General features: G+C 36.8%; 23 protein-coding genes. 18 read left to right on the top strand and 5 right to left on the bottom strand.

All coding sequences use genetic code 11. The features are described 5' to 3' along the window. Positions 1-55 precede the first annotated feature (55 nt). The 4 genes from QUF93_RS18525 (at position 56) to QUF93_RS18510 (ending at position 4,532) form a co-directional block, all read left to right on the top strand. Complete coding sequence (locus QUF93_RS18525) at positions 56-775, top strand: hypothetical protein (RefSeq protein WP_289359778.1); 720 nt, start codon at positions 56-58, stop codon at positions 773-775. Between the two features lie 453 nt (positions 776-1,228). Further along, positions 1,229-3,130, top strand: coding sequence for an endonuclease MutS2 (locus QUF93_RS18520; protein ID WP_289359777.1), 1,902 nt, complete (start codon positions 1,229-1,231; stop codon positions 3,128-3,130). A gap of 6 nt (positions 3,131-3,136) precedes the next feature. Beyond that, positions 3,137-3,661, top strand: coding sequence for a GNAT family N-acetyltransferase (locus QUF93_RS18515; protein ID WP_289359776.1), 525 nt, complete (start codon positions 3,137-3,139; stop codon positions 3,659-3,661). A 160-nt stretch (positions 3,662-3,821) separates the two neighbouring features. Then, positions 3,822-4,532 carry a histidine phosphatase family protein gene (locus QUF93_RS18510; RefSeq protein ID WP_289359775.1) on the top strand — a complete coding sequence of 237 codons (711 nt, stop codon included), beginning with the start codon at positions 3,822-3,824 and terminating at the stop codon, positions 4,530-4,532. 65 nt (positions 4,533-4,597) lie between these two features. On the opposite strand, the gene QUF93_RS18505 is transcribed toward QUF93_RS18510, so the two are convergent. Further along, a complete protein-coding gene (locus tag QUF93_RS18505; RefSeq protein WP_289359774.1) occupies positions 4,598-5,563 on the bottom strand; it encodes a quinone oxidoreductase family protein in 966 nt (321 codons plus the stop codon). Positions 5,564-5,686: 123 nt separating this feature from the next. Here QUF93_RS18505 and QUF93_RS18500 point away from each other — a divergent pair, with 123 nt between their 5' ends. Then, complete coding sequence (locus QUF93_RS18500; RefSeq protein ID WP_289359772.1) at positions 5,687-6,580, top strand: LysR family transcriptional regulator; 894 nt, start codon at positions 5,687-5,689, stop codon at positions 6,578-6,580. Positions 6,581-6,723: 143 nt separating this feature from the next. Here QUF93_RS18500 and QUF93_RS18495 read toward each other — a convergent pair whose 3' ends face one another. Beyond that, complete coding sequence (locus tag QUF93_RS18495) at positions 6,724-7,212, bottom strand: DinB family protein (protein ID WP_289359771.1); 489 nt, start codon at positions 7,210-7,212, stop codon at positions 6,724-6,726. A gap of 204 nt (positions 7,213-7,416) precedes the next feature. On the opposite strand from QUF93_RS18495, the gene QUF93_RS18490 reads away from it, so the two are divergent. Next, on the top strand, positions 7,417-7,872 hold the full coding sequence (locus tag QUF93_RS18490) for a DinB family protein (RefSeq protein WP_289359770.1): 456 nt from the start codon (positions 7,417-7,419) through the stop codon (positions 7,870-7,872). A gap of 107 nt (positions 7,873-7,979) precedes the next feature. Here the strand turns inward: QUF93_RS18490 and QUF93_RS18485 are convergent, their stop codons facing one another. Continuing rightward, positions 7,980-8,744, bottom strand: a complete 765-nt coding sequence (locus QUF93_RS18485; RefSeq protein WP_088059510.1) for a DUF817 domain-containing protein — start codon at positions 8,742-8,744, stop codon at positions 7,980-7,982. Between the two features lie 257 nt (positions 8,745-9,001). Between QUF93_RS18485 and QUF93_RS18480 the strand changes: the two genes are divergently transcribed. Together QUF93_RS18480 and QUF93_RS18475 are read left to right on the top strand one after the other, a co-directional pair. Further along, positions 9,002-9,553, top strand: coding sequence for a GNAT family N-acetyltransferase (locus QUF93_RS18480; RefSeq protein WP_289359768.1), 552 nt, complete (start codon positions 9,002-9,004; stop codon positions 9,551-9,553). 254 nt (positions 9,554-9,807) lie between these two features. After that, a complete protein-coding gene (locus QUF93_RS18475; protein ID WP_289359767.1) occupies positions 9,808-10,035 on the top strand; it encodes a hypothetical protein in 228 nt (75 codons plus the stop codon). Between the two features lie 71 nt (positions 10,036-10,106). On the opposite strand, the gene QUF93_RS18470 is transcribed toward QUF93_RS18475, so the two are convergent. After that, positions 10,107-11,432, bottom strand: coding sequence for an ArsB/NhaD family transporter (locus QUF93_RS18470; RefSeq protein WP_289359766.1), 1,326 nt, complete (start codon positions 11,430-11,432; stop codon positions 10,107-10,109). 262 nt (positions 11,433-11,694) lie between these two features. Here QUF93_RS18470 and QUF93_RS18465 point away from each other — a divergent pair, with 262 nt between their 5' ends. After that, entirely contained in the window at positions 11,695-12,045 is a 351-nt protein-coding gene (locus QUF93_RS18465) for a YojF family protein (RefSeq protein WP_000407039.1), read from the top strand. 15 nt (positions 12,046-12,060) lie between these two features. Next, entirely contained in the window at positions 12,061-12,723 is a 663-nt protein-coding gene (gene bshB2 / locus QUF93_RS18460) for a bacillithiol biosynthesis deacetylase BshB2 (protein WP_201040655.1), read from the top strand. 70 nt (positions 12,724-12,793) lie between these two features. On the opposite strand, the gene QUF93_RS18455 is transcribed toward bshB2, so the two are convergent. Next, positions 12,794-14,026, bottom strand: a complete 1,233-nt coding sequence (locus QUF93_RS18455; protein ID WP_289359764.1) for a MerR family transcriptional regulator — start codon at positions 14,024-14,026, stop codon at positions 12,794-12,796. A 187-nt stretch (positions 14,027-14,213) separates the two neighbouring features. Between QUF93_RS18455 and QUF93_RS18450 the strand changes: the two genes are divergently transcribed. The 8 genes from QUF93_RS18450 to QUF93_RS18415 all read left to right on the top strand — a co-directional run bounded on the left by QUF93_RS18450 (position 14,214) and on the right by QUF93_RS18415 (position 25,211). After that, positions 14,214-15,500 carry an NAD(P)/FAD-dependent oxidoreductase gene (locus tag QUF93_RS18450; RefSeq protein ID WP_289359763.1) on the top strand — a complete coding sequence of 429 codons (1,287 nt, stop codon included), beginning with the start codon at positions 14,214-14,216 and terminating at the stop codon, positions 15,498-15,500. A 12-nt stretch (positions 15,501-15,512) separates the two neighbouring features. Next, positions 15,513-16,985 carry an aldehyde dehydrogenase family protein gene (locus QUF93_RS18445; RefSeq protein WP_289359762.1) on the top strand — a complete coding sequence of 491 codons (1,473 nt, stop codon included), beginning with the start codon at positions 15,513-15,515 and terminating at the stop codon, positions 16,983-16,985. Between the two features lie 45 nt (positions 16,986-17,030). Continuing rightward, the gene (locus tag QUF93_RS18440; RefSeq protein ID WP_289359761.1) at positions 17,031-18,449 is read left to right on the top strand and encodes an MATE family efflux transporter; all 1,419 of its coding nucleotides are present in this window, start codon (positions 17,031-17,033) and stop codon (positions 18,447-18,449) included. A gap of 44 nt (positions 18,450-18,493) precedes the next feature. Next, positions 18,494-18,775, top strand: a complete 282-nt coding sequence (locus tag QUF93_RS18435; protein WP_002121137.1) for a cupin domain-containing protein — start codon at positions 18,494-18,496, stop codon at positions 18,773-18,775. Between the two features lie 183 nt (positions 18,776-18,958). Continuing rightward, positions 18,959-20,419 (top strand): CoA-acylating methylmalonate-semialdehyde dehydrogenase, encoded by a 1,461-nt coding sequence (locus QUF93_RS18430; protein ID WP_289359760.1) that lies wholly within the window; start codon positions 18,959-18,961, stop codon positions 20,417-20,419. A gap of 30 nt (positions 20,420-20,449) precedes the next feature. Next, complete coding sequence (locus QUF93_RS18425; protein WP_289359759.1) at positions 20,450-21,805, top strand: aspartate aminotransferase family protein; 1,356 nt, start codon at positions 20,450-20,452, stop codon at positions 21,803-21,805. 107 nt (positions 21,806-21,912) lie between these two features. Further along, positions 21,913-23,532, top strand: coding sequence for an amidohydrolase (locus tag QUF93_RS18420; protein ID WP_088059496.1), 1,620 nt, complete (start codon positions 21,913-21,915; stop codon positions 23,530-23,532). A 479-nt stretch (positions 23,533-24,011) separates the two neighbouring features. Further along, positions 24,012-25,211 (top strand): multidrug effflux MFS transporter, encoded by a 1,200-nt coding sequence (locus QUF93_RS18415; protein ID WP_289359758.1) that lies wholly within the window; start codon positions 24,012-24,014, stop codon positions 25,209-25,211. Positions 25,212-25,755 lie beyond the last annotated feature (544 nt).

The raw sequence follows: 25,755 nt of genomic DNA, 5'->3' as shown, positions 1-25,755 counted from the left end.
TTAAAATCCATAAGGACATTTCTGTATAGGCAGTAGTAGCAAAAGGAGAGGCAATATGAAAAGAACAATAATGAAATATAGCATAATGTTTAGTTTATTACTATTAACATCATGTGATATATCGGATGAAGAAATTGAACGAAAAGCACAAAGTTATACAAAATCGGAGCATGGTATTACTGTAAAATTAGATCGAATTGAAATACCCGAACAAGGTAAGGATTTTTTAGGACCAAACAAACGGACAGCTTATGTACAGCAAGTAGATGAACCATACTTGCAATTTCAAATATCTTTCGATGGACGAACCTCTCCAAAGGTAGAGAATGATAACTATAAAATAAAAAAAGGAGCGAATGATTTACGAGAAAGGTTCAATACATATTATGAAGAAAAAAGGAATAATACTATACTTACTTTCGAGCGAATGCAGACAGGAGATACTGTTTTCGGTAAGAATGAAGAGAAAAAAGTAGCGAAGAAACATCCGAAGCATTATGTTACGGCAGTTTTCAAAAGTAATATCTTTTTGGACGTAAACAACCGTGCACATATGGAAACGTTAGCGGAGCTTGCGAGAAGTATTCAGGAATTTAATAAAATGATTGAAAATAGTAAGAGTAGTGTGGATGATATTACGATTCAGTTGCCAAATGCTAATAAGGATGTATTACTACATATTGCGGTCGATTATATAGTAACGGCTGAAGATGCGAAAAAGACTCTTGAGAAAAAGGTTGATTATATGAAAGCTTTACAATCTGCAAGGGAATAGTCTGACACCTTTACTTCTTACAAAACATATAGTATGATGATTTCAGTAAATTAGATTTCAATGACTATAATATAAATTAATGAGAGGTGCTTTTTGTGAGTGCGGTAGGTACTAAATAGGAAAAATTTAATGAAATAAATCGGATAAGAACAGGGGATTTTTATGTATAGCATACCCCTAATTTTGTCATGGATTTATTTCGATACCTATGAAGATACCTACAATACTTTATAAAGCGTGTAATAAGGGAAGTGCCATCCGTTTTTTATGGCTTATTTCCTCATATGTTATTACACATGCCTTGTAAATGTAAAAGCTGCGGTATCCCCGCAGCTTTTTTGTATATATTTATAATGTATAAAAATGGTAATTGGATAATGTAGAACTCATTGGAATCTAATGAGTAGGTATCTTCATTTATGATAAAAATCAATCATAGTGAGGAGAAACAAAATGAATACGATGACTTTTGAAAAGTTACAATATAACGAATTAAAAGAAATAGTGAAATCATATTGTGTAAGTGGATTAGGAAAAGAATTATTAAATAAATTAGAGCCGAGTACGAGTATAAAAGTAGTGAGGAATCGCTTGAATGAAACGACAGAAGCACGAGCTATAGTAGATGCAGAAGGGCATGTTCCTTTCTTCGGCATTTCAAATATTGCTAGTACAATTCAAAAATTAGAAAAAGGGATGATTTTAGATCCAGAAGAATTAGTAAGTGTTTCAGACTTTTTACGTGGGTGTAGAAAGATTAAAAAGTTTATGTTAGATAAAGAATTTTTTGCGCCAGTATTAGCTTCTTATGCGAATTCAATGACTGAATATAAAAGTATTGAAGAGGAAATCAACTTTTCCATTAAAGGTAATAGTATTGATGCAGCTGCGAGTAAAGAATTAAAACGAATTCGCAATAACATTGATTCGGTAGACGGAAAAATAAAAGAGCGATTAACTAAGTTTTTAAATAGTAGTGCAAATAAGAAGTATATTCAAGAGTTCTTTATTAGTAAGAAGGATGATAGGTATACGATTCCAATTAAATCTTCTTATAAAAATCAAGTTGCGGGAAGTATAGTTGAAGTGTCCACTAAAGGTTCTACTGTATTTGTAGAACCGCATACGGTTACAAAGTTAAATGCGGAACTCGCAAGTTTGAAAGCAGAAGAAGCGGTGGAAGAGTATCAAATTTTAGCAACTTTATCAGGAATGGTAGTAGAAAACATTTATCATATAAAAATTAATATGGAATTGATTAGTCAATATGATATGGTATTTGCGAAAGCGAAGTTTAGTAAATCAATCGATGGAATAGAGCCGAAATTAAATGATCATGGATATATTCATTTAGTAAATTGTAAGCATCCGCTTTTAAATGGAAAAGTAGTACCGCTACACTTTGAAATCGGTCAAAACTATCGTAGTTTAATTATTACCGGACCAAATGCAGGCGGGAAAACAATTGTATTAAAAACAATCGGATTGTTAACATTAGCGACAATGTCAGGCTTGCATATTGCTGGAGATAAAGAAACAGAAATTGCTATTTTCGAAAATGTATTTGTAGATATTGGTGATAATCAAAGTATCGAAAACGCACTAAGTACATTTTCATCTCACATGAAAAATTTATCTGAGATTATGAGGACGTCAAATAATAATACGTTGCTATTATTTGATGAAATAGGAAGCGGGACTGAACCGAATGAAGGAGCAGCACTTGCAATTTCTATTTTAGAGGAGTTTTATCTTGCAGGATGTATTACAGTTGCGAGTACGCATTACGGTGAAATTAAACGCTTCTCAGAAATGCATGAGGATTTTATGAACGCAGCAATGCAATTTAATAGTGAGACACTAGAACCGCTTTATAAATTAGTGATCGGTAAATCAGGTGAAAGTAATGCGCTTTGGATTGCGAATAAAATGAACGTAAGAGAACATGTACTGCAAAGAGCGAAAGAGTACATGGAAAATAAAGAATATCGTTTTGAAAAACTGAATGAAAGCAAAATTAGAAAACCGAAATTTGTGCAAGAAAAAAGAGAAAATCATTACGAGTACAAAATCGGCGATCGTGTAAATGTATTAGATTATGATGATTTTGGTATCATCTATAAGGAAATAGATAATTTCTATAACGTCGTTGTATATTATAACGGTGAATTTGTTGAAGTGAATGTAAAACGTATTACGTTAGAGGTAGCAGCAAAAGAATTATATCCAGAGGGATACGATTTAAATACACTGTTTGTCGATTATAAAGAAAGAAAAATGCAACATGATATTGAGCGTGGATCGAAAAAAGCGCTTCGTAAAATCCAAAAAGAAATAAGAAAGAATAGAGGATAAGTTAAAATGGTAACGATTAGACAAGAACAACAAAATGATTATAAAAAAACAGAAGAAGTTGTACAACAAGCATTTTTAAATGAAGAATTCAGTGATAAAACAGAACATGAACTTGTGAGTCGTATTAGAAAATGTGACGCGTTTATTCCTGAATTATCAATCGTTGCAGTAGATGAGGAAATAGTCGGTCACATTATGTTATCGAAAATTACGATAGAACAGGATGGAACTTCTGTAGAATCATTAGCACTTGCACCGGTATCAGTTGCTAGGGACCATCAGAAAAAAGGAATCGGCGGGAAGCTTATTGTAGCCGCGTTAGAAAAAGCGAAAGAACTTGGATATGGATCAGTTGTAGTACTAGGACATCCAGAATACTATCCGAAATTTGGATTTAAGAAAGCAAGTGAGTGGAATATAAAAGCACCATTTGAAGTGCCAGATGAAGTGTTTATGGTGATTGAGCTAAGCGAGAATGCTCTGCAAGGTGTAGAAGGAGTTGTGCGATATTCGGATGCTTTTGCTGAGTAGGAGTATCGGTTAAAAAATGTAATCATAAAAGATGCTATCTTTTTGTAGGGATATACAGAAAGATAGCTTTTTTTATTAAGCAAATTCACTTACGTATATTTTGCTCAATGAATAATTAAGGTGGTAAAATTGATATAGAAATGTAAAGGGAGAGAATATGATGAAGAATCGAGAAACAGATAGCAATGAGAATGTAGTTACGTTATATGTTACAAGACACGGAAAAACAATATTAAATACGAATCATCGCGCGCAAGGCTGGGCAGACTCCCCGTTAGTAGAAAAAGGTGTGGAAGTTGCCTCTAATTTAGGAACGGGATTAAAAGATGTTCATTTTGCGAATGCATATAGTAGTGATAGCGGCCGAGCGATTGAAACTGCTAATTTAGTATTAAAATATAGTGAGCAATCAAAGTTAAAACTTGAGAAAAGAAAAAAATTAAGAGAATTAAATTTTGGTATTTTTGAAGGTGAAAAACTTGAAAATATGTGGGATATAGTTGGAAAAGCTGCGGGCGTTGCATCACCAGAAGAACTCATGAAGTTTTCTATTCAAGAAGTGATTAATCTTATTAGAGCAGCAGATCCTACGAAACAGGCGGAAGATTGGGAATTATTTTCTACTCGTATAAAAGAAGAGATTGATAAAATTAGTGAAGAATCTGCTGCAAATGGTGGCGGTAATGTTTTAGTTGTCGTTCATGGGCTCTTAATTACTACCTTAATCGAAATGTTAGACAGTAGCAAAACAAAACTTGGAGTAGAAAATGCTAGTGTGACGAAGATTGTATATCGAGATGGAGCATACACAGTCGAGTCGGTTGGAGATATGAGTTATGTTGCAAAAGGGAAAGAAAGTGTGGAAATATAATACTATCTCAAATTGTAATAAGAAAAGGAAGGTAGAGAAATCTAGCTTCCTTTTTATTTTGTGAATTATGGGATTAATAAAATCTTCCCTGTACTTTTTCTGCTCTCTAATAATTCATGAGCAAGAGCACCGTCTTGTAAAGAGAATGTAGTAGGACTTGCAATGTTTAATTTTCCAGTTGCGATCCAATCGAATAATTGAGTAGAGCGCTGCTTGCGTTCTTCAAAAGTAGTAAGTACGTTCCAAAGGTCTCCGCCAGTTAAAGTTTTTGAAGTATCCATAAGCATACGTGGATCAACTGGCGTAGGATTACCACCAGCCATTCCGTAAAATACGACAGTACCGCCAATTTTAGTAGCGTTAAAACTTTCCTCTAATGTAGAACCTACTGATTCATATACAACATTTACGCCAACACCATTAGTCACCTCAAGTACTTTCGTATGCCATGCGTCGGTATATAAAAATACGTGATCCGCACCAGCTAACGTAGCTACCTGTGCTTTTTCTTTTGATGACGTAAGGCCGATTACTTTTCCGCCCTGCAGTTTAATCATTTGAATAAGAAGTTGACCAACACCGCCAGCTGCGGCATGAACTAAAGCTATGTCACCTTGTTTTAGTTGATAGCTATCTTTCGTTAAATAATGTGCTGTTAGACCTTGCAATAATACCGAAGCGGCTGTTTCAAAAGAAATAGAATCTGGAAGTGGGATTGCTTTTTCTGATGGAACGGCAACTAATTCTGCATTTGCAAATGGAACGTCAGCAAATGCAATGCGGTCTCCGGGATTGATAGTAGTAACGTTAACTCCTACTTTTTCAACAATCCCAGCCCCTTCATAACCTAATATATAAGGCGGATTTCCAGCGAGATGATAATCGCCGCGGCGTCTATAAATATCAGCGAAATTTAAACCGATTGCTTTCGTGCGGATAAGAATTTCATTTGGATTTATGATTGGATCATGTATTTCTTTATATTGTAGTACATCCGGATTTCCGAACTGCTCGAAACAAAGTGCTTTCATATGGAATACCTCCATTTATATTGTTTGTAGATGCTCTTTATCATACAATACAAATATCAATAGAAAAAGAGGATTATTTCGATGAAATCAATCGGTAATATCGATTGAAAAGAGGGATGATAAATGGAGATAAAACAATTAATTACATTTAAAATAGCTGCAGAAAACTTAAATTTTACACAAACTGCGAAGAAATTAAACTTTGCTCAGTCGAGCGTAACAGCGCAAATAAAAACGTTAGAGGCGGAGCTCGGTACGCCATTGTTTGAAAGATTGGGAAAACGTCTTTTCTTAACTGAAGCAGGAAGGAAGTTTCAACTATATGCAGACAAGATGATCGCACTCAGTAACGAAGCGAAAATGGCTGTGAAAGATGATGAGGAACTAGCAGGTACGTTAATAATTGGTGCGCAAGAAAGTCAATGTACATACAGGCTTCCTTCTATATTAAAGAGGTTTAAAGCACAATTCCCCAAAATAAAGCTTATATTTAAACCTGCGCATTCCAATAAAGATGCGAAGGAACAGTTAATGGAGGGGAAAGTAGACCTTGCATTTATTTTGGACGAATGTAAAACAGAAGATGTTTTACATGTGGAGCCGCTTATGAAAGAAGAATTAAAAGTAGTAGCTGCTCCTACGCATCGTTTACTTGAACAACCTTCCGTTTCTACAAAAGATTTAGAGAGTGAAACACTTTTACTAACAGAACTCGGTTGCTCGTATCGGACTTTATTTGAAGAGTTATTTCGTACAGAGGACGTATATCCAGCAAATAAGATTGAGTTTGTTAGTGTCGAGGCAATTAAACAATGTGTTATTGCAGATTTAGGTATAGCCGTTTTACCGGCGATAGTAGTAGAAAAAGATATACGAGAGGGAACGATAAAGGAGTTAGTTTTAAAGAATACAATCTCTCCGATCTATACACAAATTGCTTGGCATAAAGATAAATGGATGACAGCGCCATTACAGCAATTTATTGAGGTAACAAGGAATTCTTTTGCAAGGGATTAAGTGGAGAAATATTTGTTTTATATGTAAGAAGAATAGCACTTTTGTATATAGGGAACCGATACTTGGATGAAACAAGTATCGGTTCTTTATAGTATATTTTTATAATCACTTTTAAGTATGGCCATAATAATTGAAAAAACGAATCAACTCAGGTCTGTGTCAGGAGGAGTGTATCCCAGGTGACGAGCCATAGATACAATTTGTCCTTTATGATGAAATTCATGTGTCTCTGTATGAGTTAAAAGCCATAGCGGAGTTGTGCTCCAAGGTTCTTTTTGCCATTTCACTTCATTTGCTATATTTTCGAGCCACCGGTCATTGTATTCATCTAAAAAACGTAGCACAACCTCATCTACTAACTTAAATCTAGCACGAACTTTTTCGACATCTGCATGTTCAATTTCATAATCGCTAGCAAATGAAAAATCTGCTCGTTTTTGGTTAAATGCGAATGATCCGAGCCAGTATCGATAGCAATCTGCTACATGAATATGGGTTTTTATAATACTGCCGTTGCCGAAATTAGGAATTGTATTGTGTAATTTTTCTAGTGGGATTTCCTCCAAAAACGTAAATAGAGTTTCTCTTGTAGAACGAATAAGATTATATTGTTGTTTTAAAACATCTAACATGTGGGTACACTCCTCTTTTGTTTACTGAAATATTTGTGCAGTAAGTAATTCTATATTTATGAGGAGTGGACCTTTTTTATAGTTTTCAGTAAGCATATTAGGTGTATTTCTTAATGGTTTCTGATAGATTAAACAAAGTGAAACTTTAATAAGTGGAACATTTTTAGTTCATAATAAACTGTACATAAAAAGGGGAACGATAAAATGAATAGAATAGTTGGTTTAAAGCAATTTGAAATAACGCGCGGAGCATTACTTAAATTTATGGAAACATTGGACGATAAAACTGCAGATACGCAACCGGAGGGCTTTAATAATACAATCCGCTGGCATATCGGTCACGTGTTAACAGCAGCAGAAACTTTCATGTTTGGAAGAGAGTGTAAACAATTGCCAAGTGAATATCCAGGTATGTTTGGATATGGATCAAGACCATCTAAATGGGAAACAGAAGGGCCATCATTAGAAGTGTTAACGTCTCAATTAAAAGAACAAGCAGAGCGTATTCATGTAATTCCAGCAGAAGCATTTGAAAATAAACTTCCAGAGCCATTTTTAGGATTGGAAACAGTAGGGGAGCTTTACGGTATGATGCTTTATCATGAAGCTGATCATATTGGTCAAATGAAGGCGATGGAACGTCTTGTGAAATCTCTATAGTTTTGAATTTAATTGCTTAAAAAAACGAAATCCCAGATGGATTTCGTTTTTTTTATTGAGCAAGTAGAGAAAATTAATTAATTCTAATATTTCTAACGTAATCAGCATTATCCTTTCGACTGCTTCAAATGTTTGAGTTGTGTAACAATCATAATACTAATGACGACAAGTAAAAACCATGAGCTAATTTTGCTAAGGTGAACGAGGTTCCATGCTTCCCGTTGATTTGGATATTGCCATGCGCCGAAAAATGTTGCGATATTCTCGGCGATCCAAATAAAGAATCCGATAAGGAAAAATGAGAGTACGAGCGGCATTTTATATGTGACTCCTTGTAATGAAAATTCCACAAATGTCCGAAAGAAAATAATGAATAATAGTAAGGTTAATACCCATCTAAAGTCATATAGAAAATGGTGTGTGAAAAAGTTGAAGTAAATCATAGCACCTAACGGTATTGTCAAAATAGCATTTGGCCAATTAAACATTTGTAAATGTAATCTTCTCCACGCTTGGCATATGTAACTTGCGACGCTTGCGTACATAAAGCCGCTGTAAAGTGGAACTCCAAAAATCTTCGAATACGCCTCTTCAGGATAACTCCATGAACCGAAATGTACTTTATATATTTCTAGCAAGAGTCCGATGAGGTGGAAGACAGTAATTACTTTTAATTCGTCTTTTGTTTCAAGACCAGTTTTGTACATAATCCACTGCATAAGAAGACATACGATGAGTATGAAATCATAGCGATATAACCCTGGAATAGAAATGATTTTTGAAAGGGCTAGTGTTAAAAAAATGACGACTGGGAATAAGCAAGATAATGCTTGCTCGTAAGTAAAATAGAGTAGTTGTTTTACATAGAACATTGATTCACCTTCTGCGAGTTCTTTTGATTGAATAATCTGAATAATAGTTAAGTATACTATAGTTCTAAATAATAGAAAACTAGAATTGGTTTGTTTAAAAAAACAAAAAAATGTAAAATGAAGTTAATTTAATGTAGAGGAGATGTGCCAATGTCAGCGCTTATTGTAAGTATCCCGTTTATACAACAGTTTATGGAACAAGGGGATCAATAGGCTAGAATAATTGTCCCCGCTATTTAATAAAGGGGGAGTTTGAAATGACGATGAATCTTTTTCAAAATAAAACTATTAAATTATCAGCTATTAGAGAAACAGATGCTAAAGTAATGGCTACGTGGCAAGAGGATAGTGAATATTTAAGAAATATAGATACAGATATGGCATTCCCGCAATCGTTACAAGAAATAGCAAGTGATGGACTATTAAAGGGACGAAGATCAAATAGTGTTTCTTTCATGTTAAGAACAGTTCAAGATGATCGTTTAATTGGTTTTGTTGCAATTCACGGTATAGAGTGGAATAACAGAACGGGTTTATTAGCAATTGGTATAGGAGAAGTAAATGATAGAGGAAAAGGATATGGGAAAGAAGCAATACATCTTATTTTACAGTATGCTTTCTATGAAATGAATTTACACCGGGTTGGCCTCGATGTTATTTCTTATAATAAAGCAGCCATTGCACTGTATAAAAAAATGGGTTTTCAGATGGAAGGGTGTATGAGAGAAGCAGTTCAGCGAGATGGAAAGTGTTTTGATCGTATTATTATGGGGATATTGCGAGATGAATGGATAGAGCTGCAAGATTAGAAAGCACATTCAATATTATATATGTAGTATGCAGGAGATATAATGATAATTGGCGAAATTTTACAGTGTACTGATTGAATTTATCCCGCTATTTGCCGGGAAGTAAAATTCCCACCTCAAAATTCAGGTGGAGCAAAGAAGTTAGGTGGGAGTCGGGCTGCCCGTAAACGCCCGATTGGTGAGGGCTAATAATCAGTGGGGGATGAACAAAACCCCCACTGATTAAAGTTTCACTTTATAAGGAGTCATGCGAGATGAACTTAGAAAAAAGTAAGCCAGTAATCGAAGAGGTCGCTGAATTAAAAGAACTAATTAAAGAATTGCACGGAAGTGTACACCAACTTCAAAGTGAAGTGCAGCAACTAAGGCATGAAAGACCGGTCGTTGAAGTGAGAAAAGGTGTTCAATTATCACCAACAATAGTCGGACAAATTGGTGGTATGATTTTAGGTGGATTAGCAATTATAGGTATATTTTGGTGATGAAAAAAGGTTTGCAGCATGGTGCTGCAAACCTTTTGTATTTGACGACATAATTTCATGCAATACAACTTCTACATTAAATAACGTAAATATATATAAGCATGTGATAATAATAGCGCAATGATTGTTAATGGTAAACCAATCTTTAAGAAGTCCATATAAGAGAATCCATGTCCTTCACGTTTTGCAATACCAGCAACTACTACGTTTGCTGATGCGCCGATTAACGTTCCATTTCCTCCTAAGCAAGCCCCAAGAGATAACGCCCACCATAGTACTTCGATTTGCGGAGAATCGACAGATAGTCCGAGACCTGTAGCTAAATCTTGAATAAGCGGAATCATCGTTGCAACAAATGGAATGTTGTCAATTGTCGCAGATGCAATGCCAGATACCCATAAGATAAGTATAGCAGCGAAACCGATGTCGCCATTTGTTACGTCAAGTACTTGTTGTGCAAGAGAAGAAATAAGTCCGATATCAATTAACCCGCCAACGAGAACGAATAGTCCGGCGAAGAAGAAAATTGTTACCCATTCAACGTGGGCGAATACATCTTCTATCTCATGTTCTTTCACACCGATTAACATCAGTAGAGTAGCACCTGTCATCGCAATAACCGCAGCATCTACATGAATAATAGAATGAAGTACAAAGCCTAAAATAGTTAGTCCTAAAATCGTAATGGATTTTAAAAGGAGACTTTGATCTTTAATATAATCTTTCTCATTTAATGCCATTAATTTTTTAATTTGCTCAGGCGTTGTTTTTAGTTTGTTACGATACATGAAGTAAATGATGCCAAGTGTAACGATAGAAATAATAATTACGATTGGAGCTAAGTTTAGTAAAAAAGCATTAAAGTCTAAATGCTTATTTGCTGATCCAATCATAATGTTAGGCGGATCACCGATTAGTGTTGCTGTTCCGCCTATATTTGAAAATAGTACTTCTGAAATTAAATAAGGAACAGGATTTACTTTTAAAATACGTGTAATGGATAGTGTAACAGGTACGATTAATAATACGGTTGTTACGTTGTCCAAAAATGCAGAACCGACAGCGGTTAATAGGGATAGTAATAATAAAATGCGGATTGGTTTTCCGCCAGCTGCTTTTGCTGCTTTAATGGCTACAAATTCAAATACGCCTGATTGACTCGTAATATGTACGAGAATCATCATCCCAATTAAAAGGGTGATCGTTTCCCATTGAATATGTGATGTGAAAGCAGTATGTAAATCTACAATTCCAAAAATAATCATAATAGCAGCACCGAATAGTGCGATTACAGCACGATTCAATTTTTCAGAAATAATAAAACCGTACGTGGCTAAAAATACGGCAATTGCAAAATAATATTGCCAATTTGCTACTTCATGTGCTGATTGTTCCAATCGTGTCACCTTCTTTAAAGTATGTATTCAATTGTCGAAATGTATCTCGCTGCATTAATACGGGATAAAATATATTGTAGCAAATTCAAAAAAGAAAGAAAACTATTTAACAAAGTGAAGGAAAAAATGTGAATTCTACATAGGATATAAAAAAATAACAAAACACAGTGCAAATTATTAGGAAAAGTGAGCATTGTCCTCTAATATAGAGATAGCAATTTACATTATTTTTGCGTAAAATGGTTTAAAGAGGTGAATTCCGATGGAAATAGTAAAAGATAGTTCTCTTATTCAAAATGAAATTGAACGTTTTGTAAATAAAGATGTATATATTCATTTAGAAACGACGAACGGAGCGTATGCGTCACACTTTAATGAAAAGATGATGACAGTAGGAGCATTCATTCGAAATGCAATTATTCGCTTTGAGCGTGGGAAAATAACTGGAACAAACCCATACCGAGTTGGTTTGAAAATGGATCATGGCTGGGTATATGCAGAAGGTATTACGCACTGGGAAGTAGACGATAAAGAGCGTTTATTATTAGCAGGGCATGATAACCAAGGTCGCTTAGCGGTAGCGCTTGAGTTAAGCTTAACGCCATTTAAGTAAGAAGGAGGGAAACTTATGGAGAGACATGTACTTGTTGTATTTCCGCATCCAGATGATGAAGCATTTGCTGCGGGAGGAACAATTCGCTTATTAACAGATCAAGGAGTACCTGTAACGTATGCGTGTGGTACTCTTGGACAAATGGGACGTAACATGGGGAAAAATGTATTCGCTAACCGTGAAACGATTCCAAATATCCGTGAAAAAGAATTAAAAGATGCATGTGAAGCGATGGGGATTCAAGATTTAAGAATGCTCGGTTTCCATGATAAAACGTTAGAATTTGAAGATGTTGATTTTGTTGCAGATAAAATTGAGACAATAATTCAAGAAGTAAATCCATCTCGAATTATTACATTTTATCCTGAGCACGGTGTACATCCAGATCATGATGCATTCGGCCGCGCTGTAGTTCGCGCTGTATCACGTATGTCAAAAGAAGAACGTCCAGTCATTCATGCGGTTGCAATTACGAAAAATCGCGAAGCAGTACTCGGTGAGGCTGATGTTGTAAATAATATTAGTGAAGTATTTGAACATAAATTAGCTGCACTAGGCGCGCACCGTTCACAAACAGAAGCAATGCTTGAAGAAACACATGCAAAAATAAAAAACAAGGATGCAGCAACATTGAAATGGCTGCAACTTGAACAATTTTGGACTTATAAATGGGAGTAAGCTAGAAGGATATCTTCTAGTATCTCTTACATATAAAAAGCGCCGTCACTTGTGATGGCGCTTTTTTGTGCTATTGTTTCGTACTAGCCAAATACATGAGCATGTGAAATTTTTCGTCTCTTACATGATAATCGAAATAAGGTCCTGGATCTGTACAGTAACCGATATTTTCACTTTGTGTGATTTGAAATTCGTGGCCTGATAAATTTTCTTCTAAGTATTTTGGATATAAAATATGCTCATGAGAATTTGGATATAAGGCTGAAATATTTTTCAAGGATTTGGCCGATCGATCATAATACGAGTATCCGCCGACAATCGTTGAACCGTTATGTAAATAGTTTTTTAGAACATGAATTGGGAACTGCGGATTGAGCAGTGAAAAATCAGTTACTGAAAAACTATCCACAAAAACATCGATGCTAAGCGGTTTCAATGGCAGATTTAAATCGGAATTCAAAATATAAAGGACGCGTGGCTTCGGATTCATACGCTCAATTCTGTTTCTAACCTTCTTGAGCATCGCAAGCGAATAGCCACTGAATACATAGGACGCGCTTGTTTCAAGAACATCGATATATTTGGGTAGTGACACAAAAGCGTCAACGTTTGTTTCCACAATTAATTTGTTTTTCAAATCTATATTTTGTAGAACTTTTTGAAACTGAAAATTAATTTTTTCAAATAAGTTAATCATTTTGGGATTGATCTCTTTAATCGTTTCTTTATCGTAAAAATAAGATGGATAAGGAGACGTCTCGTACAAATTCGCGGTAATGATAATACCTTCCTCGATAGCAGCCTCGTATCCACAGCTACAAGTTAAACGCCCCGTGTGAATGTAGACTTTTTTAATTGTTACATCTTTCATTTCAAGTGGAATGTGGCACTTCGGACAATAGAGCAGATTTACAAAGTCAAGCGGGATTCCTGTAATATTCTCTTCTTTGGATGAAGGCGAGCTAGTTTGAACTGCTTTTTCAATCAATTGGATAGCTTTTGATATGTCTTCTTTTTTCTTGGTTAGCTCGTCCTTCTTATCAATGAGCAAGTTGTTGTAGTAGTCGATATCATCATGGTCTGAGAAGTTGGTGACACGTCGATATGATAAAATTCGTTGGATTTCTATCAATGAAAAATGAAATTTTTTCAGCTCAGTAATAAAAGCCATGTCGTCGAAACACAATTGGTTCATTTGATACTGGGTGTTTTTTTTGTCTGGTATTAATAATCCTAGTTCAATGTAATAACGAACGGTATCAGTCGTAACATGAAAAAGCTTCGCAAATGTACCAATTTTCATAGATGTCCCCCCAATGAAAAAAGTGGAGTTACTCCATTTTTTTCGCAAAATGAATTCAAAAAACTCTTAAATGGCTATTGACTTGGAGGAAACTCCAAGTCATATGATTAACTTAAGAAGTGTGAATATTGTGAATATTTTTTGACTGTATTGTAACATACATGTCACGAAAGGAGAAGGATTAGCTATGGATAAGATGGATCGAATGGACACTCTCTCACTGTGGACAGCGACCGCAAACAGCTATGATAAAGGAAAACCTCTTGAAGGAAATGAAGAGGCGGATGTTGTTATTATTGGCGCAGGTTTCACAGGTCTTTCTTCTGCATATCATTTGCAAAAATTAGGGAAGAGTGTCATTGTCCTTGATCAGGAAACAATCGGATATGGCGCAAGCGGTCGTAACGGCGGGATGGTATTGCCAGGCTATAAGCCAACGATGCAGGAGCTTGCCAAGAAGTATGGTGCCGAAGAGGCGAGACAGCTTAACAATCTTTCTCTGCTTAGTGTTGAACTAGTTAAAAACATCATCGACGAGCATCAAATCAACTGTAACTTTAGAAAGACAGGTCACATTGTGGCGGCTTACAAAGCCAAGCATTTTGAAGGATTAAAACATGAAAGTGAATACTTAAACAAAAATTTTGGATATGAATCTAGTGTGCTTGATCGAAGTCAGTTGCATCAAGAAATCGATTCCCCGCATTATTATGGATGCCTAGTCGACAACTCGAGTTACTCATTCCAACCACTGAACTATGCAATTGGTTTGGGAGAAGCAGCTAAATCGATCGGTGCAAAAATCTTTGAGCATTCGAAAGCACTATCTATTGAGTACGGTCAAAATAGTGTGAAAGTTGTAACAGAAAAAGGTGCTGTTACTGCGAAAGACATTATTGTGGCTACAGATGGTTACTCTGGAAAAATCATGACTGAACTGAATAAAGGCGTACTGCCAATTTCGGCACGTATTATTGCTACTGAACAGCTTCCAGAATCGCTGGTGAATACCGTCATTCCTAAAGATCGCATGGTTTTTGATACAAGCAGTTTCCTTTACTATTTTAGGCGCACACCAGATAATCGGATCGTATTTGGCGGTGGCGATATTCGTCCAAACTTAGGTGATGCTGTTTATCAAAGTGTTTACGATGCCATGGTTAAAATAATGCCAAAACTAGCAGAAAGTAAGATTGATTACCGGTGGGGTGGATTTATCGGGGTTACGATTGATACGTTCCCGGTTATTGGCAGATCCAAAGAAGGCGCATATTTCGCAACGGGTTATACGGGCCACGGCGCGTCTCTTTCGACATTGTTTGGTAATTTATTGGCACAATGGATCGTTACGGGGAGTGCAGGTGGATATCGATTTGAAAAGGAACGCCTCAAATCATTCCCGTTCTATAATCAGAAAACGATGCTGGTCAATCTAGCACATATTGGTTTCAAAATGTTAGATATTATTGCGTAAAGGAGAGTTGTTATGAAAATTAACATGTTCATTGACGGAAAATGGGTAGAAGCATCATCGGGTGCTAGACGAAACATTATCAATCCTGCAACCGGAGAGGTTATCGCAACGTCTGCTCATGGATCAGCAGATGATGCGAAGATAGCAATCAAGGCGGCTCGTAAAGCGTTTGACAGCGGCATCTGGTCGGATTTATCGGCTGATGAAAGAGCTGACTATCTATATAAGATTGCAGACCGTCTTGAAGAGAAGACAGCTGAAATTGCCCGTTTGGAAACGGCAAATAACGGTAAGGTTATTCGTGCAACAACCCATGTAGATATTCCTGTATCAATTCAATGCTTCCGTTATTATGCTGACTTGATTAAAGGTATGAAAAAGGAATCTTACACTCGTGAGGATTCTTCGGAAACGATTATTATTCATGAACCGATTGGTGTTTGTGGACTTATTGTACCTTGGAACTTCCCGCTTATGTTAGCCGTTTGGCAAATTGCTCCTGCACTTGCTGCAGGGAATACAATTGTAATTAAACCTGCTGACGTCACTCCTGTAAGCGTATTCAAATTATTTGAAATTATCGAAGAGGTTGGACTTCCGGACGGAGTGGCAAACCTAGTATTGGGACCTGGCTCAAAGGTTGGGAATGAGCTTGCAGAGAGCCATGATGTTGACAAAGTTGCCTTTACTGGTGGAACAAAAACGGGTCAAAGTATTATGCGCGCAGCTGCGGGCAATATGAAAAAAATCACACTTGAACTAGGTGGTAAATCTCCACTTATTGTGTTCGACGATGTGGATTTTGAAACTGCAGTCGATAATGCGATGTTTGGTATTTTCCACAATGCTGGGCAAGTTTGTTCAGCTGCATCCCGTTTGCTTGTACAAGAGACCATTTACGATAAGTTTGTTGAAAGATTGGCTGAGCGTGCGAGCAAAATTGTAGTTGGAAATGGGGAAAGCGAGAACATCGAAATGGGAGCTCTCACAAACGAGTCTCATATGAATGAAGTTTTACATTATATCAACAGAGGAATCGAAGAAGGTGCAAAATTAGTTTGTGGTGGTAAGCGCTTAACAGAAAATGGGCTTGATCGAGGATTTTTCATTGCACCAACAATCTTTGCTGATGTAAATGAGAATATGTGTATTGTTAAGGAAGAGATTTTTGGTCCAGTCCTTGTTGTACAGAAATTTAAAGATGAGGAAGATGCCATCCAAAAAGCGAATGATTCGATTTATGGATTAGCCGGTGCTGTATTTACTGAAGATATGGACCGAGCAAAACGTGTCATTAGTAAATTGCGTGCGGGAATTACTTGGATTAATAGTTATCATCTCGCTTATGTTGAAGGTCCTTGGGGCGGATATAAGCAAAGTGGAATCGGCAGAGCGTTAGGTACTGTTGGGCTGGAGCACTTTATGGAAACGAAGCAAATCAATATCCACCAGCATGCTAAGCCCGTAGGTTGGTATGTAAATTAATTGGGCTTAACTTGCTACATACATTATTTATAAGGGGATATGCGCATGAAAATAGTGGACAACCGTCCGTCATCGAAAATAGAGAAACTAGAAGTAATGAATAAGCCGGTGGATGATTCAGTGCTGGGAACCAAAAGTATTCCGTTACTATATTTACGGTTTGCTTTGGCAGGTATTATGGCTAACGTAATTCTAGGAGTTGTATCGGTTGTTGATGGCTATTTCGTCAGTGGCTTTCAGGAGCTGGAAGTCGAAGGGATCGGAATTGGATTTACCGTCATGGTTATTACCCGTATGATTGGTGTTCTTTTAGGTGTGGGAGCCGGAGCGGTCATTTCACTTCGACTGGGAAAAGGGAAGATAGAAGAAGCTCGAAGTATTATGGGACAGACTTTATGGTTTACTCTTTTCCTTTCCTCTTTGTTAGCTATACTTGGATTGGTCTTTGAAAATGATATTATGATTCTATTCGGAGCAAGTGATGAAGCGCTTCCGTATGCGGTGCAGTATAGCCGACTGCTATGGATTTCGTTGCCATTAACGATATTGGCCGTTGTATTAAGTATTTTAGCTAATATCGATGAAAAACCTATATTATCAATGAACAGTTGGTTAGTCGCAGCGGTTGTTGCTGGAGTTATGGAATGGATTATGGTAGTGAAGTATGACATGGGGATGATGGGTTCTTCATGGGCTAATACGATTTCGCAATCGATTCCTGTTCTCTTAATCTTTTATTTCTGGTTTGGTAAAACAAAACTTAAGCCAAAAATGAAAGATGTGATGATTAATCTCAAGAAGATTGGTGAAGTAGTTTGGACGGGTTTTGCATCTTTCTCTAGTCAGTTCATGATGTTTATTGCAATTATTTTCACCAACAATTTACTGCAAAGCTACGGAGGTGGTCTGCACGTTGCAGCTTTCACGATTCAAAACGGTTACATTACAAATCTCCTCGCCTTAGCAGCGCTCGGTGGAATGACAGGACTTCAACCGATTATTAGTTATAATTACGGTGCGGGCAATCTTGATCGTGTGAAACAAGCAATTAAGATGGGACTCATTTTTACAGTTTCCTTCTTTGTGATCGTGACAGCCATACTAATCATTTTTGCAGATCCAATTGTGTCATTTTTTTCCGGTGGTAATCCTGAATTGCAGAAACTTGGTATTTGGACGACAGTTATATTCAATTGTTTGTTTACGCTTAGTGCAGTTAGTTTGCTTATCTCTGGTTATTTTGAATCACAAGAGAGAAACTGGTCCGCAACGTTTATTAGTGTAAGCAAAATATTATTGTTCATGTTACCGTTTCTATTTATTTTCCCGAAATTCTGGGGTGTAGAAGGTGTATGGTACGCTGCTCCTGCTGCAGAAATTCCAGGTGTTCTCATTGCCATATACTTTATGAAAAAAGAGTTCAAACGTTTGAAAAATACAAATGTTAAGACAGTAGATTTATAGACTTATTCCTTCAAAATTACCAATAAGAAAGAGAGAGGATTGTCATGTTTTTTGCGAAAAAACTTACAGCAGAAGAAGCAGAGCAACTAGGTGCCTATACATGGGAACCATGGGTAGGCGAACCGAATAAAGGAACGTGGCATGTAGAAGAGCAGGAAGTTTTCTATGTGACAGATGGTGAAGTATTTATTACTGTTGATGGTAAAAAGTATCATGTTACAAAGGACTGGGTTGTTTCCTTGGCTAAGGACCTTGTTTGTGAATGGGATTGCCCAGTATTTCTGAAAAAGAATTATAAGATGAACCATGAGATCCATCTGAAATAATGTGAACCGGGGAGTGGACAAATGCTAAGCAGATGACTGCTCCTGCGTATTCAATAGATAAGAAATTAAGATTATTAATGTTGAAGAAATGTATGTAAATAAGTTTACATCCTGTTAAATGAATGCGCTTTCTTTATCGGGTGCAATAACATAGACGGTTATCTTAAAATAGGAGGTTTCACCATGGTAGTAACGAAAAATGTACAAATGTTGAAAAATTATATTGGCGGACAATGGATAGAATCCACAAGTAAACAAGTTGAAGATGTACCAAATCCAGCAACAGGCGAGATTATTGCTCGTGTGCCACTTTCGACTAAAGAAGATTTAGATAGAGCTGTAGCAACTGCGAAAGAAGCATTCAAAACATGGAGAAAGATCGCTGTGCCTCGGCGTGCTCGGATTCTATTTCGCTATCAACAGCTATTAATTGAAAACTGGGAAGAGTTAGCTAAACTCGTAACCTTGGAAAACGGAAAAAGTTATCAAGAAGCATACGGTGAAGTACAGCGGGGGATTGAATGTGTTGAATTTGCTACAGGTGCCCCCACTTTAATGATGGGAGAGCAACTTCCCGATATTGCTACTGGTGTTGAATCAGGGATGTATCGTTACCCGATCGGAGTAATCGCAGGAATAACGCCATTTAACTTTCCGATGATGGTGCCATGTTGGATGTTTCCACTCGCGATTGCATGCGGAAATACGTTTGTATTAAAACCATCTGAAAGAACACCGTTATTGGCTAATCGCATAGCTGAACTGTTTAAAGAAGCAGGTCTTCCAGATGGAGTACTAAATATTGTGCATGGTGCACATGACGTAGTCAACGGCATTCTTGACAATGAGGATGTGAAGGCTGTATCTTTCGTTGGTTCTCAACCAGTGGCGGAGTATATATATAAAACAGCAGCAGCTAATGGCAAACGTGTACAAGCTCTTGCAGGGGCAAAAAATCATTCGATCGTATTAAAAGACGCGGACATTAGTTCTACAGTGAAAGAAATTACAAATGCTGCTTTCGGTTCAGCTGGTGAACGATGCATGGCGGCGGCTGTTGTTGTCGTGGAAGAAGACGTTGCAGATGAGCTCGTTACTAGACTGCTTCAAGAGGCTAATGCAATTACGATTGGTAATGGCCTGGAAGAAGGTGTTTTCCTTGGTCCCGTTATTCGTGACGGACATAAAGAGCGTACACTCGGATACATTCAATCCGGTGTAGAGCAGGGAGCGACACTTATTCGTGACGGGCGTGAAGATGATGCAGCGAACAGCCGAGGTTATTTTGTTGGCCCAACGATTTTTGACAATGTGACACAGGAAATGAAAATCTGGCAGGATGAAATCTTCGCACCGGTTCTTTCTGTTGTACGCGTAAAAGACTTAATGGAAGCGATTAGTGTTGCTAATGCATCGCCATTCGCAAATGGTGCATGCCTGTACACCAATAGTGCGAAAGCTATTCGTGAATTCCGTGAAGAAATTGATGCGGGTATGCTTGGGGTCAATCTTGGAGTTCCCGCTCCAATGGCATTCTTTCCATTCTCTGGTTATAAGAAATCTTTCTATGGTGATCTCCATGCAAATGGAAAAGATGGCGTAGAATTCTATACTCGCAAGAAAATGCTTACGGCTCGTTATTGAAAGAATGATATGAAATCATAAAAAGATAGAATGGAGTTGGTGATTGTGCAAGCGACAGAGCAAACACAAAGTTTGAAAAAAACAGATGAGAAGTACCTTTGGCATGCAATGAGAGGAGCAGCCCCTAGTCCAACGAATTTAATTATCACAAAAGCAGAAGGGGCATGGGTGACGGATATTGATGGAAACCGTTATTTAGACGGTATGTCCGGTCTTTGGTGCGTGAATGTTGGGTATGGTCGAAAAGAGCTTGCAAGAGCGGCTTTTGAACAGCTTGAAGAAATGCCATATTTCCCTCTTACACAAAGTCATGTTCCTGCCATTAAATTAGCAGAGAAATTGAATGAATGGCTTGGCGATGAATACGTCATTTTCTTTTCTAACAGTGGATCGGAAGCGAATGAAACAGCGTTTAAAATTGCTCGTCAATATCATCAACAAAAAGGTGATCATGGACGCTATAAGTTTATTTCACGCTATCGTGCTTACCACGGTAACTCAATGGGGGCTCTTGCAGCAACAGGTCAAGCACAGCGAAAGTATAAATATGAACCATTGGGGCAAGGATTTCTGCATGTAGCACCGCCTGATACGTATCGCAATCCAGATGATGTTCATACACTGGTCAGTGCTGAGGAAATCGATCGTGTCATGACATGGGAGTTGAGCCAAACAGTAGCCGGTGTGATTATGGAGCCAATTATTACCGGGGGCGGAATTTTAATGCCTCCTGATGGATATATGGAAAAAGTAAAAGAAATTTGCGAGAAGCACGGTGCGTTGCTCATTTGTGATGAAGTTATATGTGGCTTTGGACGGACAGGGAAGCCATTTGGATTTATGAATTATGGCGTCAAACCAGATATCATTACAATGGCAAAAGGTATTACAAGTGCGTATCTTCCTTTGTCAGCAACAGCGGTTAGACGAGAGGTTTATGAGGCATTCGTAGGCAGTGATGATTATGATCGCTTCCGCCATGTGAATACGTTTGGAGGAAATCCTGCTGCTTGCGCCTTAGCTTTGAAAAATTTAGAAATTATGGAGAATGAGAAACTCATTGAACGTTCCAAAGAATTGGGTGAACGACTGTTATATGAACTAGAGGATGTAAAAGAACATCCAAACGTAGGAGATGTTCGTGGAAAAGGACTTCTTTTAGGTATTGAACTAGTGGAAGATAAGCAAACCAAAGAACCAGCTGCTATTGAAAAGGTGAACAAAGTCATCAATGCTTGTAAAGAAAAAGGTCTAATTATTGGTAAAAATGGTGACACTGTTGCAGGTTACAATAATATTTTGCAGCTTGCACCTCCATTAAGCATCACAGAGGAAGACTTTACTTTTATCGTTAAAACAATGAAAGAATGTTTAGCTCAACTTTAATTAATTATTGATAAATCTTGTGAAAAAGCGGATGAGCCTATTAGGAGATATAACTTTAAATACTGAATGAATTACTCAAAAAGAGTAATTCCGAAAGGGTTGAGTTTATGAAAGCTGATGTTGTATTGATAAATGGAGAAGTTATTACAGTAGATCAAAAGAATGCAGTAGTCGAAGCTGTAGCAATAAAAGATAATCATATCGTAGTTGTTGGCTCAAATCAGGAGGTTAAGAGTTTTATAGGAGAAAAAACGGATGTAATTGACCTGCAAGGGAAAACACTTCTTCCTGGATTCATTGATTCCCATCTTCACATCATTTCTCATGGACTAAATCAGTTGGCTGTCAGTTGTAAAGCTGAACATATTGATTCTATCGATGTTTTGTTAGATGATCTGAAAAAGAAGGCCTTAGAAACGCCAAAAGGTGAATGGATACGTGCTTGGGGCTTTAATGAAACCGCTGTGAAGGAAAAGCGTTATCCAACAATTACTGAGCTGGATGAAATTTCAGTTGAACACCCTATTATTATAACCCGTACTTGTCACCACATAAGCGTGGTGAACAGCAAAGCATTAGAAATTGCGCAAATTAACGAGAACACACCGAACACGAGTGGGGGAGTTATTGAAAAAAATCAGGCAGGGAGGCTTACAGGAAAGTTAATTGAAGCAGCAAATATGAGTATGAGCGAAGTTGCAAGTTATACAGAAAGTGAAATGATGAAGGCCGTGAAAATTGCATCAGATCATTTCGTTGCAGCTGGCATAACAAGTATACATGACGCAGGTGGAGATGGACCTGAGAGTTTTCGTTTACTACAACGAGCTGTGAAGAGTAGGGATATTCGTGTCCGAATATATGCAATGATATGTCAAATAAATAACTCCCATGAATTTGTTAATAAAATGATCGAAGCTGGTGTGATAACTGGTACCGGAGATGAGAGATTCAAAGTTGGACCAGCTAAATTATTTACAGATGGAAGTAGCACTGGCCCTACAATTGCAACCCGTGAGCCGTACTCGAGTGACCCTAGCAATTTGGGCATTCTTTATTATAGTGAGGAAGAAATCTATCAGGTTTTAGGTGAAGCACATAAAAAAGGCTATCAAATCACTGTACATGCACAAGGTGATAAAGCTATTGAAATGTATTTGAATTGTGTAGAGAAGGCGCTAGAGGAATCACCAAGAAAAGACCACCGTCATCGAATCGAACACGCGGGAATTTCTTCACCAGATTTACAAGGGAGAATGAAAAAACTCGAGGTGATTCCAATTCCAAATCCTCCATTTCCATATGAATTTGGAGAGATATATGCCCGGCACTATGGTGATCGTGTTAATCACATGTACGCTGCCCGTGATTTTATTGATCGTGGCATCATTGCAGCAGGTGGTTCGGATGCACCAGTTACTGACTATAATCCTTTATTAGGAATTCATGTTGCTGTCAATAGAAAAACCAAGTCTGGAATAGAGGTTGGTGCTAATCAATCTATAAGCGTAATGGAAGCTATTAAACTATACACATGGAATGGCGCTTATGCGAGTTTTGAAGAAGAGGTAAAAGGGAGCATAGAGGTAGGAAAGTTGGCGGATTTAGTTATATTAAATGACAGCATCTTAAGTGTCAACCCAAACCAAATTAAAGATTTAAAAGTAGAAACAACAATTATTGATGGGGAAATTATCTATCAAGAAGAACAATCAGTGAAAATGTAACTATAAAAAACTCCCCCCAATTGTTAGATTGGGGGGAGTTTAGTTGCTTAGTTGAACTTTTTAACCCTATTTAATTGAGAAGGGGCACTGCATTATGTTTTGGCTGGGTCAATTCATAATCATTAAGGTACGAATGCAAGGATTATTTTCCATCTGCATACTTTTCTTCTAAGGAAATTGTATTAAATTGTTATCTTTTTTGAAACGCATTAATTTTCTGAGAGAATAAAAAGGATATTCGTCTACTAACAAAGATTCAGATCATGAACACTAGAAAACGAACAAAACCTATCATATAATTGAAATACCGTATTTTAAAATTAATGTTAATATTACCCTCCTATAAGTATTAACATGCGTAATTGAGGTGTTTTCTTTGTTGTTTTATGATCGAATTTCTATAATGGCCCCTCCTGTTCCATAGCTAAGGAAAGTCTATTCATTTCTGAGATTTTCAAAGTTATAGGAGGGTATTAAAAATGAAAAAAGTCTCAGTACCATCGCTTTTGTTAATGATTATTCTTGTGGCATTTCCGCAAATTAGTGAAACAATTTACACACCGTCTTTACCAGACATTTCAAAGGCGCTACATGTAAGTAATAATGAGGTGCAGTTAACGCTTAGTGTTTATTTTGCTGGATTTGCTTTAGGTGTATTTTTTATTGGATGGTTATCGGATATAGTTGGTCGTCGCCCAGCAATGTTATTTGGAATTGTAGTATATGGCGCTGGAAGTTTCTTATGCTTTATTGCGAATTCCATTGAATTTTTATTGTTAAGTCGTTTTATTCAAGCGTTTGGAGCAAGTGCAGGATCAGTTGTTACACAAACGATTCTTCGTGAAAGTGTAGAGGGGCATAAGAGACATGTTATGTTTGCTCAAATTTCGGCAGTCATTGCCTTTACACCAGCGATTGGCCCGTTAATCGGGGGATTTCTTGATCAAATGTTTGGATTTAAAATGGTGTTTTTAAGTTTAGTAGTTATGAGTGTCGGAATTTTACTGTATACGCTTGTTTCTCTTCCAGAAACAAAAACGGACGCAGTAACGAATCAAATAAATGTATTTTCTGTTTTAAAACGGTTGATTACAAATCCGAAAGTAGTAACATATGGGTTATTAATTGGAGGAGCAAATGGTGTTTTATTTAGCTATTATGCAGAAGCGCCGTTTATCTTTATCGAGTATTTTCAGTTATCACCTAGTATGTATGGATTTTTAGGAATCGTTGTTGCGTCCGCTTCTATTATTGGAGCAAAAGTTTCAAAACGATTACTTGCCACTTATAAACCAGAGAAAATTATATATATCGGTTGTCTTGTAATGACAGGGGGAGCTATCCTTTTATCTGTTATTACGTTTGTTGGATCAAATCCAAACGTAATATATATGATTGGATTTTTAGTAGCGATGTTTATATTGCTATTAGGAATTGGGGTAGCGTTACCGAATTGTCTTAGCTTAGCGTTAGTAAATTTTCAAGATGTCATTGGTACAGCAGGTGCATTATTTAGCCTAGGGTACTATATAATAGTGACGGTGACAATTTGGGGTATGAGCCAGCTTCATACAGGTTCCTTAGTTGTCATGCCTTTATATTTTTTAGTTATTGTAGTAATTATGGTAGTTTTCACTCGAGTATGTATTTTGAATGATAGAGCTGAAAATTCTGTTTAAGTATATAAAAAAGAGAGTCTCATTGAAAAATGAGACTCTCTTTTTTATAAAAATTATCATTCGTGCTGATAATTTTTAGTACTACAGTTTTACAAATTTTATTTATTAAACAAGAGATTTTTTTAGCAACTGTTTTTTATCATCTACAATAAATTTTGAATATAGTTGCCATGTGGGGGGATATAAGATTTTATCTAAAATCTGGTATTGGCCTGTGTTTGTTCTACGTTTGTTCTACGTTTGGTATATATTTGGTTTATGCTTGGTTTATATTTGGTTTATATTTGGTTTATGTTTCGTTTTCGTTTGGTTTCATTAATTACAAAATCAGTTACAAAAGTTACAAAAGCTATTTTTGTTATCAAAATAGACTTATATTACGGAGGAGAGCATGAAAAAATGTCTTTAGGAGGGGGCAAAAAATTTTGGTGAATAAAAATGTATTATCAAACTTGGACATACTCATGTTATGAATCTAAACATGAAGGGAAATAGTATGAATAAACCAATAGCATTTAAATGAAAACATTATTAATCAAAAATT

Origin of the sequence: Bacillus hominis (assembly GCF_030348325.1) — a bacterium.
GTDB classification, from domain to species: Bacteria; Bacillota; Bacilli; order Bacillales; family Bacillaceae_G; genus Bacillus_A; species Bacillus_A hominis.
The sequence above is the reverse complement of the archived record's forward strand: the minus strand, read 5'-3'. Positions and strand labels throughout refer to the sequence as shown.